The organism is Streptomyces sp. NPDC090994 (genome assembly GCF_044768905.1).
Classification (GTDB): Bacteria; Actinomycetota; Actinomycetes; order Streptomycetales; family Streptomycetaceae; genus Streptomyces.
The window spans coordinates 115,517-124,842 of record NZ_JBIVWS010000021.1 but is presented as its reverse complement, the minus strand read 5'-3'; the positions used below and the strand labels follow the sequence as shown (position 1 = coordinate 124,842).

Genomic DNA, 9,326 nt, shown 5'->3' with positions numbered 1-9,326 from the left:
GGGGGGGGGGGGCGCGGGGGGGGGGGGGGGTGGGGGGGGGGGGGGGGGGGGGGGGGGGGGGGGGGGGGGGGGGGGGGGGGGGGCCCCCCCCCCCCGGGGTACCGGCGGTCCGGGCTACTTGTCCGGCCCGGTGTTCAATCCGGCGTACAGCGGGTGCTTGTCGGCCAGGGCCGTGACCCGGGCCCTCAGCGCCTGGACGTCGCAGGACGGCTTCAGCGCCTCGGCGATCACGTCCGCGACCTCGGCGAAGTCCTCGGCGGTGAAGCCGCGGGTGGCCAGGGCCGGAGTGCCGATGCGCAGACCGGAGGTCACCATCGGCGGGCGCGGGTCGTTCGGGACGGCGTTGCGGTTGACCGTGATGCCGACCTCGTGGAGGCGGTCCTCGGCCTGCCGGCCGTCCAGCTCCGAGTCGCGCAGGTCGACCAGGACCAGGTGGACGTCCGTGCCGCCGGTGAGCACGGAGACACCGGCCGCCTTCGCGTCGTCCCGCACCAGGCGCTCGGCGAGGACGCGGGCGCCTTCCAGCGTACGACGCTGGCGCTCCTTGAACTCCTCGCTCGCCGCCACCTTGAAGGCGACCGCCTTGGCGGCGATCACGTGCTCCAGCGGGCCGCCCTGCTGACCGGGGAAGACCGCCGAGTTGATCTTCTTGGCCAGCTCGGCCGTGGAGAGGATCACACCGCCGCGCGGACCGCCGAGGGTCTTGTGGGTCGTGGTGGTGACCACGTGGGCGTGCGGCACCGGGTTCGGGTGCAGGCCCGCCGCGACCAGACCGGCGAAGTGCGCCATGTCGACCATCAGGTAGGCGCCGACCTCGTCCGCGATCCGGCGGAACGCGGCGAAGTCCAGCTGCCGGGGGTAGGCCGACCAGCCGGCCACGATCAGCTTCGGCTTCCTCTCCTTGGCGAGGCGCTCCACCTCGGCCAGGTCGACCAGGCCGTCGTCGCCCACGTGGTACGGGACGACGTCGTAGAGCCGGCCGGAGAAGTTGATCTTCATGCCGTGGGTCAGGTGACCCCCGTGGGCGAGGTCCAGGCCCATGATCGTGTCGCCGGGCTTCAGCAGCGCGGACATCGCCGCCGCGTTGGCCTGGGCGCCGGAGTGCGGCTGCACGTTGGCGTGCTCGGCGCCGAACAGGGCCTTGATCCGGTCGACGGCGATCTGCTCGACGACGTCGACGTGCTCGCAGCCGCCGTAGTAGCGGCGGCCCGGGTAGCCCTCGGCGTACTTGTTGGTCAGCACCGAGCCCTGGGCCTCCATCACCGCGGCCGGCGCGAAGTTCTCGGAGGCGATCATCTCCAGGGTGGACTGCTGGCGGCGCAGCTCGGCGTCGACGGCGGCGGCGACGTCGGGGTCGAGTTCGTGCAGCGGGGTGTTCAGGAGGGTCATCGCGAGGGCTCCTCAGCCGGCCGAGTAGGCGGTGTACTCGTCGGCGGAGAGCAGGTCGGCCGGCTCCTCGGCGACGCGCACCCTGAACAGCCAGCCGCCCTCGAAGGGCGCGGAGTTCACCAGCGACGGGTCGTCGACGACGTCCTCGTTGACCTCGGTGACCTCGCCGGAGACGGGGGAGTACAGGTCGGAGACCGACTTGGTCGACTCCAGCTCGCCGCAGGTCTCGCCCGCGGTCACGGTGGCACCGGTCTCGGGGAGCTGGACGAAGACGACGTCACCGAGGGCGTTGGCCGCGTGCTCCGTGATGCCGACCGTCGCGACGCCGTCCTCGGCGGCCGACAGCCACTCGTGCTCCTTGCTGTAGCGGAGCTGCTGGGGGTTGTTGCTCATGGCTGAATTCTCCCGTAAGTGGTGGAGTGGCGGTGAATGAGGGGATGCCGGAAGGCAGGCGTGCTCGCCTCCGGCGCTGGTCGCTGACTTCTGGACTTCTCGACCGCTGACGCGGTCGCCTACTTCTCGCGCCGGTAGAACGGCAGCGCCACGACCTCGTACGGCTCGTGGCTGCCGCGGATGTCCACGCCGACCCCGGGCGTCCCCGGCGCCGCGTGCGCCGCGTCGACGTACGCCATCGCGATCGGCCTGCCCAGCGTGGGGGAGGGGGCGCCGGAGGTGACCTCGCCGATCACCCGGCCGCCGGCGACCACCGCGTACCCGGCGCGCGGGACCCGGCGGCCCTCGGCGACCAGGCCGACCAAGACGCGCGGGGGGCTGTCCTGGGCGCGGGAGGCGGCCTCGGCCAGCGCCGTGCGGCCCACGAAGTCGCCGTCCTTCTCGAACTTCACCACCCGGCCGAGCCCGGCGTCGAAGGGCGTCAGCGCGGTGGTCAGCTCGTGCCCGTACAGCGGCATGCCCGCCTCCAGGCGGAGCGTGTCCCGGCAGGACAGGCCGCACGGCACCAGACCGGCGGACGCGCCCGCCTCGGTCAGCGCCCGCCACAGCCGCTCCGCGCCGTCCGGGGCGACGAACAGCTCGAAGCCGTCCTCGCCGGTGTAGCCGGTGCGCGCGATCAGGGCGGGCACGCCGGCGACGGTGCCCGGCAGGCCGGCGTAGTACTTCAGCCCGTCCAGGTCGGCGTCGGTCAGCGCGGCGAGGATGCCCGCCGACTCCGGCCCCTGCACGGCGAGCAGCGCGTAGGCGTCGCGGTCGTCACGGACCTCGGCGTCGAAGCCGGCCGCCCGCTCGGTGAGCGCGTCCAGCACCACCTGGGCGTTGGAGGCGTTGGCGACGACCAGGTACGTGTCGTCGGCCGTCCGGTAGACGATCAGGTCGTCCAGGATGCCGCCGTCCGCCCGGCAGATCATGGTGTAGCGGGCGCGGCCCGGCCGCACGGTGCCGATGCTGCCGACCAGCGCGAAGTCCAGCAGCGCGGCTGCCTGGGGGCCGGTGACCGTGATCTCGCCCATGTGCGAGAGGTCGAAGAGCCCGGCCCGGGTGCGTACGGCGGTGTGCTCGTCGCGCTCGGAGCCGTAGCGCAGCGGCATGTCCCAGCCGGCGAAGTCGGTCATGGTCGCGCCGAGCGCGCGGTGCACCGCGTCGAGCGCGGTGCGGCGGGGCAGGGTACTGCTCATCGGTCGTCTCCCAGGGCAGGACGGCACGGGCGAGGAAGGCCCTCCCCATCTGTCATCGGTACCTGAGAGGTTCGCCGTGACCACGCCTGTCACCGGAGTACCGGTCGTGGTCAGGACTTGCACCTTGGGTGGGGCCGCCCGGAGGGCGGCCCGCTTTTCAGATGTGCCTCGCCCGCGCGGTGACGGGGCCTGAGAGATTCAAGGGAGGAACTTGCTCCTTCGGCGCCCCGGCGACGGCCGGGGACTCTCCCGCGCGGATTCAAACGGCCGGTATGCAGTTGGCGCGGCCACAGTAGCACCGCCCCCGGTGCCGCCCCCGGCGCCGCCTTTGTGACCGGCTTGTGGCGCGAAGCGAACGAAATCGCGAGACCGCGGCATTACCTTCTCTTTACACTCGACGGGGATGGAACACGTGAACCGCCCCAGGGGAGGACGATCACGGTGAACAGGACCACGGCATACGCCACGACCTCGGGAGTCGCGCTGCCCGAGCAGCACACGGCCCCGGCCCGGGAGGCGTGCGCCGCACGGCCCGCACCCGTCGTCCGCGACCTGCGGGACCGGGCGGGCCGCAGCCCGCACGCCCTGCTCTTCGGCCCGAAGGACCTCGTCGCGGTCACCGGCCTGCCCGGCAGCGGCAAGTCCACGCTGATGGAGCGGACCGTGCGCGGGACCCGCATCGACTCGCAGGACACCCGCGACCGCTGGGAGCGGCGCATGCCCCGCTTCCTGCCGTACGCGGTCTACCGCCCCCTCGTCCGGATCGCCCACTACGCCGGGCTGCGCCGCGCCCTGCGCTCCGGCGAGGGCGTCGTCGTGCACGACTGCGGCACCCAGACCTGGGTGCGCCGCTGGCTGGCCCGCGAGGCCCGGCGGCGCGGCGGCACCCTGCACCTGCTGCTGCTCGACGTCGACGCCGAGCAGGCGCTCCAGGGCCAGCGCGAGCGCGGCCGGGGCGTGTCCCGGTACGCGTTCCTGCGCCACCGCGCGGCCACCCGCCGGCTGCTGAGCGCGGCCCAGCGGGGCGAGCTGCCGCCCGGCTGCGGCGCCGCCGTCCTGCTCGACCGCGCGGCGGCCGACACCCTGCGCCGGATCGGCTTCACCGGCTGACCGGTAGCCTTTTCAGCCACACCAGCGGTTCCCCACAGGCGGTAGGCAAGCAGATGGACTTCCCGGCGCAGGCGCACCCTCACCCGCACGGCGGATGGCCCGGCAACGAACTGGAGGAGGTGCTCTCCGCCGCCCTCGGCGTGCCGGGCGCCGGCGGCCGGATAGTCGAGGTCCTCGGCCGCAGCTTCGTCTGGGTCCCGCTGCCCAACGGCGGCGGCCCGCACAGCGGCCCCCTGGACCTGCCCACGCTGGAGATCCAGGGCCAGGCGTACGTCCCGGTGTTCAGCTCCGAGGAGCAGTTCCGCCAGGTCGTCGGCGCGCACATGGCGTACACCATCGCCCCCGCCGTGGAGTTCGCCCGCGGACTGCCCCCGCAGGTCGGCATCGCCGTCAACCCGGACGGGGTCGTCGGCATCCCGCTGCCGCCGCCCGCCGTGGCCGAGCTGTGCCGCGCCGGACGCGGCCCGCTGGACGGCCCCGCCGGCGGCGGCCGGGTCCGGCTGTTCGAGCCCGACTGGCAGGACGACCCGGTGGACTTCCTCTCCGCGGCCTCCGCCGAGTTCGCCGCGACCGGCGTGGTCCGTACCGCCCGCCGCTGCCTGGCCGCCATCGAGACCGCCGACCCGGTCATGTTCGTCGGCGTCGAACTCACCCACTGGGAGGGCGACGCCCGCGCCGTCCCGCTGGACGCCCTCGGCCGCGCCCTGGGCCGCGTCCCGGTCAAGTGGCCGGTCAACCTGGTCCTCCTGGAGGCCGCCCAGGACCCGGTCTGCGACTGGCTGCGCGACCGCGTGCGGCCCTTCTACCAAGGGGACTTGTGAGCCCCGCGCGGCACAGCGCCCCTTGAGGCGCACGGGGCCGCACCGGCCTGCGGCTCCGCCGCGTGGGCGCGACGAGCCGCGACGCGCCCGCACCCGCCCCGGCACGAGTACTCCCGAGCTGCCCCGGCACGAGCACCCCCGAGCTGCCCCGGTACGAGCACCCCCGAGCTGCCCCGGCACGAGCACCCCCGGGCTGCCCCGGCACGAGTACTCCCGAGCTGGAGGGCGCCCGGCAACCGCGAAGCGACTTAAGCTTGGACCCCACCACGCACGCTTCCCGAAGGGTCGGTAAAACGTGAGCGCGAGCGGTACCGCCGCAGCCGGGCAGGTCGAGCACATGCTGCGCCAGGTGACGCCCGGCCGCTACGACGCCTACGAGTCACTGCTGCGCGCCCTCGCGGCCCCCGATTCCGGCCAGGTCTGGATGCTGCTCTGGCACGGCCAGGCGGGCTCCCCGGACGCCCAGTACGGGAACATGGAGGTCGACGGCCACGGCTACGCGCCCTGCGTCACCTCCGCCCAGGAGCTGTCCGCCAGCGGCTGGAACCGGTCCTACGAGGTGGTCGACGGGCTGGAGGTCGCCCGCGCCCTGTTCCCCGACCGCTTCGGCCTCTGGCTCAACCCGCACGCCCCCGGCGGCGGCGTCGGCATCCCCTGGCTCGACCTGCGCCGCATCGCCACCGGCCTGGACCGCCAGCCCGCCGGCCCCCTGCGGCTGTCCGAACCGGCCATCGAGACCCCGCAGTTCTACGCCCTGCTGACGCAGAACGCCCACCGTACCCCGGTCGTCCGCTCGCTGCGCCGCGCCTGGGTGCAGCCGGCGCTCGGGGCGCCGTACCTGGCCATCGGCCTCGACGTGTACGACACCTCGCCGCCGGCCGTCGGCGCGGTGCGCGCGATGATGCAGCAGTCCGTCGGCGCGGTGCCGGACGGGCTGGCGGTGTCGACCGTGGCGATGTCTGACGCGCTGGACCCGGTCGCCATGTGGCTGCGCTCCAATGCCCGTCCGTTCTACGACCGGGAGGCCCACGCGGCCCCCGCCCAGGCGCCCGCGAGCGGGTACGGCTACCCTCCGGCAGGCGGCCGGTACTGACAGCGGAAGATGAGATTCCGCTGAGTAGCGGAGCGATCTCCGCGCGTAGAGCGAAGGGGAACGTCCCCTTCTGTCCCTGGTGCCCCAACTCCTCCATGTCCGCAGGGTGTTACCCGGCGTCCGGATAACGGAAACCCTCAGACAGCATCACGGTTGCGCATCCATTCACCGCCAAGTCTGGCAACAGATCACCCATGCGTTGAAGACTCCCGCACCAGGGGTGTTCGCCCCTGTGTACTACGGACTGATCACGCCGCCACAGCGGCAAGTGCGGGCCGGCTACCGCCGGTTGAGAGGGGTCCCTGCCAGATGACGGCACCATTGCACGAGCCGACCGCCGAAGCGGCCCCGAGCGCTGCCGAGGAGGCGGCGGTCGCCGGCGCCGAGGCCAAGTCGGTACAGGGCCGGTCCCTCGGCCGTATCGCCTGGGAACGCCTGAAGCGGGACAAGCTCGCCCTCGCGGGCGCCGTCGTGGTGCTCTTCCTCGTCGTGGTCGCGCTGCTCGCGCCGGTCATCACGGGCCTGCTCGGGCAGGACCCGAACGAGTACCACGAGGACCTGATCGACCCGCTGTTCGGCACCCCCGTGGGCTCGCTCGGCGGGATCAGCGGCGACCACCTGCTCGGTGTCGAGCCGGTCAACGGCCGCGACATCTTCGCCCGCATCCTCTACGGCGCCCGCATCTCGCTGCTGGTCGGTTTCCTCTCCGCCATCGTGGCCGTCATCCTCGGCACGGTCCTCGGTGTCCTGGCCGGCTTCTTCGGCGGCTGGGTGGACTCCGTCATCAGCCGGGTGATGGACGGCCTGCTGGCCTTCCCGCAGCTGCTCTTCATCATCGCGCTGGTCTCGGTGATGCCCAACGACATGCTGGGCCTGCACGGAACCGGCGTGCGCGTCTTCGTGATGATCCTGGTCATCGGCTTCTTCGGCTGGCCGTACATCGGACGCGTGGTGCGCGGCCAGACGCTCTCGATGCGTGAGCGCGAGTACGTCGAGGCCGCCCGTTCCCTGGGCGCGGGGCAGCTGTACATCCTGTTCAAGGAACTGCTGCCCAACCTGGTCGCGCCGATCATCGTCTACACGACGATGATGATCCCCACCAACATCCTCACCGAGGCGGCCCTCAGCTTCCTGGGCGTGGGTGTCAAGCCGCCCACGGCATCGTGGGGGCAGATGCTGTCGAGCGCGATCGAGTACTACGAGTCGGACCCCATGTACATGGTGGTCCCCGGCGTGGCGATCTTCATCACCGTGCTCGCCTTCAACCTCTTCGGCGACGGCGTGCGTGACGCGCTGGACCCGAAGGGCTCCCGCTGAACACCCGCACGCACAAGCGTCCCGTGGCACCTGCACGGGGTCTCTCATCTAATCCGGAGGATCCGAGATCGTGACTACCCAACGCACCTCAGGGCGGCGTAAGCAGGCTCTGGCCGCTGCCGCAGTGGTCGCCGCGCTGCTGACCACGGCGGCGTGCGGCGGCGGTGACAGCGACGGGGGATCGAAGAACGGCGCGGCCGGCTTCGACGCCGCGAACAACAAGGTCGCCCAGGCGTCGCTGGCCAAGAAGGGCGGCACGCTGAAGTTCGGCGGCGCCCAGGACGCCGACTCCTGGGACACCACGCGCGGCTACTACGGCTTCATGTGGAACTTCTCCCGCTACTACAGCCGTCAGCTCGTCACGAACAAGACGGAGCCGGGTTCGGCGGGCGCCGAGATCACCCCGGACCTCGCCACCTCGACCGCCGAGGTCTCCGACGACGGCAAGACGTACAAGTACACCCTGCGCGACGGCATCACCTGGGAGGACGGCAAGCCGATCACGTCCCAGGACGTCAAGTACGGCATCGAGCGCGTCTGGGCGCAGGACGTGCTGTCCGGCGGTCCGACGTACCTCAAGGAGGTGCTCGACCCCAAGGACGAGTACGAGGGCCCGTACAAGGACAAGTCCAAGGACAAGCTGGGTCTGAAGGCGATCGAGACGCCGGACGACAAGACCATCGTCTTCAAGCTGCCGAAGGCCAACTCGGACTTCGAGGAGATGCTGGCGCTCACCTCCGCCTCCCCGGTCCGCCAGGACAAGGACACCAAGTCCAAGTACGGCCTGCACCCGTTCTCCTCCGGCCCGTACAAGTTCCAGTCCTACACGCCGGGCAAGGAACTCACCCTGGTCCGCAACACGGAGTGGAAGCAGGACTCCGACCCGGTCCGCAAGGCCTACCCGGACAAGATCACCGTCGAGTTCTTCTCCGACGCCAACCAGCTCGACCAGCGCCTGCTCAACGGCGACATCGACCTGGACATCAACCAGACCGGCATGTCTCCCCAGGGCCGTACCACGGCGCTGAAGGAGTACAAGGAGAACCTGGACAACCCGGTCTCCGGCTACATCCGCTACGCGGTGTTCCCGCAGAGCGTGGCGCCGTTCGACAAGCTGGAGTGCCGCAAGGCCGTCATCCTCGGCGCCGACCACGTCTCGCTGCAGACCGCGCGCGGCGGCCCGATCGCCGGCGGTGACATCGGCACCAACATGCTGCCGCCGTCCGTCCCGGGCGCCGAGGGCCAGAAGTACGACCCGTACAAGCTCGCCGGCGACAACAAGAAGGGCAACGTCGAGGAGGCCAAGGCGGCGCTGAAGGCCTGCGGCCAGCCCAACGGCTTCAAGACCACCATCGCGGTCCGCAACAACAAGCCGGTCGAGGTGGCCACCGCCCAGTCGCTCCAGGCGTCGCTGAAGAAGATCGGCATCACCGCCGAGATCGACCAGTACGACGGCTCGCAGACCGCCGGCATCATCGGCAGCCCCTCGAACGTCAAGAAGAAGAACTACGGCATCATCATCATGGGCTGGGGCCCGGACTTCCCGTCCGTCCAGGGCTACGGTCTGCCGCTGTGGGACAGCGACTACATCCTGGAGAGCGGTAACAACAACTACGCGCTCATCAAGGACAAGGAGATCGACGGCCTGTTCGACGACTACGTCGACACGCTGGACGACGCCGGCAAGGCCAAGATCGCCACGGAGATCAACCACAAGGTGATGGAGGGCGCGTACTACCTGCCCTTCGTCTTCGAGAAGTTCGTCAACTGGCGCTCCAGCCGCCTGGCGAACGTGTACACCACCGACGGCTACAGCGGTATGTACGACTTCGTCAACCTCGGCCTGAAGTCCACGAAGTAACCGGTAAACACCCGCCGTACGGCACGAAAGGCAGGTGAAGGCCGGCGCGGCGTGACCGCGGGCCCCGGACAATCTCCGGGGCCCGCGGTACCGCGGCGGGCCGC

8 protein-coding genes and 1 riboswitch are annotated in these 9,326 nt (G+C 71.5%); of the genes, 5 read left to right on the top strand and 3 right to left on the bottom strand.

Features of this window, described 5'->3' with window-relative positions; all coding sequences use genetic code 11:
- Positions 1-114: 114 nt before the first annotated feature.
- The 3 genes from glyA to gcvT all read right to left on the bottom strand — a co-directional run bounded on the left by glyA (position 115) and on the right by gcvT (position 3,020).
- A complete protein-coding gene (gene glyA, locus ACIQR3_RS31150) occupies positions 115-1,389 on the bottom strand; it encodes a serine hydroxymethyltransferase (protein WP_403543967.1) in 1,275 nt (424 codons plus the stop codon).
- A 12-nt stretch (positions 1,390-1,401) separates the two neighbouring features.
- Positions 1,402-1,782, bottom strand: a complete 381-nt coding sequence (gcvH, locus tag ACIQR3_RS31145; RefSeq protein WP_215166602.1) for a glycine cleavage system protein GcvH — start codon at positions 1,780-1,782, stop codon at positions 1,402-1,404.
- 119 nt (positions 1,783-1,901) lie between these two features.
- Entirely contained in the window at positions 1,902-3,020 is a 1,119-nt protein-coding gene (gene gcvT, locus ACIQR3_RS31140) for a glycine cleavage system aminomethyltransferase GcvT (RefSeq protein WP_403543966.1), read from the bottom strand.
- A 167-nt stretch (positions 3,021-3,187) separates the two neighbouring features.
- Positions 3,188-3,282, bottom strand: a riboswitch (glycine riboswitch).
- A 179-nt stretch (positions 3,283-3,461) separates the two neighbouring features.
- Between gcvT and ACIQR3_RS31135 the strand changes: the two genes are divergently transcribed.
- From ACIQR3_RS31135 to ACIQR3_RS31115, 5 genes are all read left to right on the top strand, one after another.
- A complete protein-coding gene (locus ACIQR3_RS31135; protein WP_403543965.1) occupies positions 3,462-4,130 on the top strand; it encodes an AAA family ATPase in 669 nt (222 codons plus the stop codon).
- Positions 4,131-4,183: 53 nt separating this feature from the next.
- Positions 4,184-4,951 carry an enhanced serine sensitivity protein SseB gene (locus ACIQR3_RS31130; protein ID WP_403543964.1) on the top strand — a complete coding sequence of 256 codons (768 nt, stop codon included), beginning with the start codon at positions 4,184-4,186 and terminating at the stop codon, positions 4,949-4,951.
- Between the two features lie 295 nt (positions 4,952-5,246).
- On the top strand, positions 5,247-6,044 hold the full coding sequence (locus ACIQR3_RS31125) for an enhanced serine sensitivity protein SseB C-terminal domain-containing protein (RefSeq protein ID WP_403543963.1): 798 nt from the start codon (positions 5,247-5,249) through the stop codon (positions 6,042-6,044).
- A gap of 309 nt (positions 6,045-6,353) precedes the next feature.
- A complete protein-coding gene (locus ACIQR3_RS31120; protein ID WP_215166607.1) occupies positions 6,354-7,361 on the top strand; it encodes an ABC transporter permease in 1,008 nt (335 codons plus the stop codon).
- A 70-nt stretch (positions 7,362-7,431) separates the two neighbouring features.
- Positions 7,432-9,222 (top strand): ABC transporter substrate-binding protein, encoded by a 1,791-nt coding sequence (locus tag ACIQR3_RS31115; RefSeq protein WP_403543962.1) that lies wholly within the window; start codon positions 7,432-7,434, stop codon positions 9,220-9,222.
- Positions 9,223-9,326: the final 104 nt, after the last annotated feature.

Excerpts from the sequence above, each read along its gene's own strand:
- glyA (WP_403543967.1), bottom strand. The coding sequence starts at position 1,389 with ATGACCCTCCTGAACACCCCGCTGCACGAACTCGACCCCGACGTCGCC.
- gcvH (WP_215166602.1), bottom strand. The coding sequence starts at position 1,782 with ATGAGCAACAACCCCCAGCAGCTCCGCTACAGCAAGGAGCACGAGTGG.
- gcvT (WP_403543966.1), bottom strand. The coding sequence starts at position 3,020 with ATGAGCAGTACCCTGCCCCGCCGCACCGCGCTCGACGCGGTGCACCGC.
- ACIQR3_RS31130 (WP_403543964.1), top strand. The coding sequence starts at position 4,184 with ATGGACTTCCCGGCGCAGGCGCACCCTCACCCGCACGGCGGATGGCCC.
- ACIQR3_RS31120 (WP_215166607.1), top strand. The coding sequence starts at position 6,354 with ATGACGGCACCATTGCACGAGCCGACCGCCGAAGCGGCCCCGAGCGCT.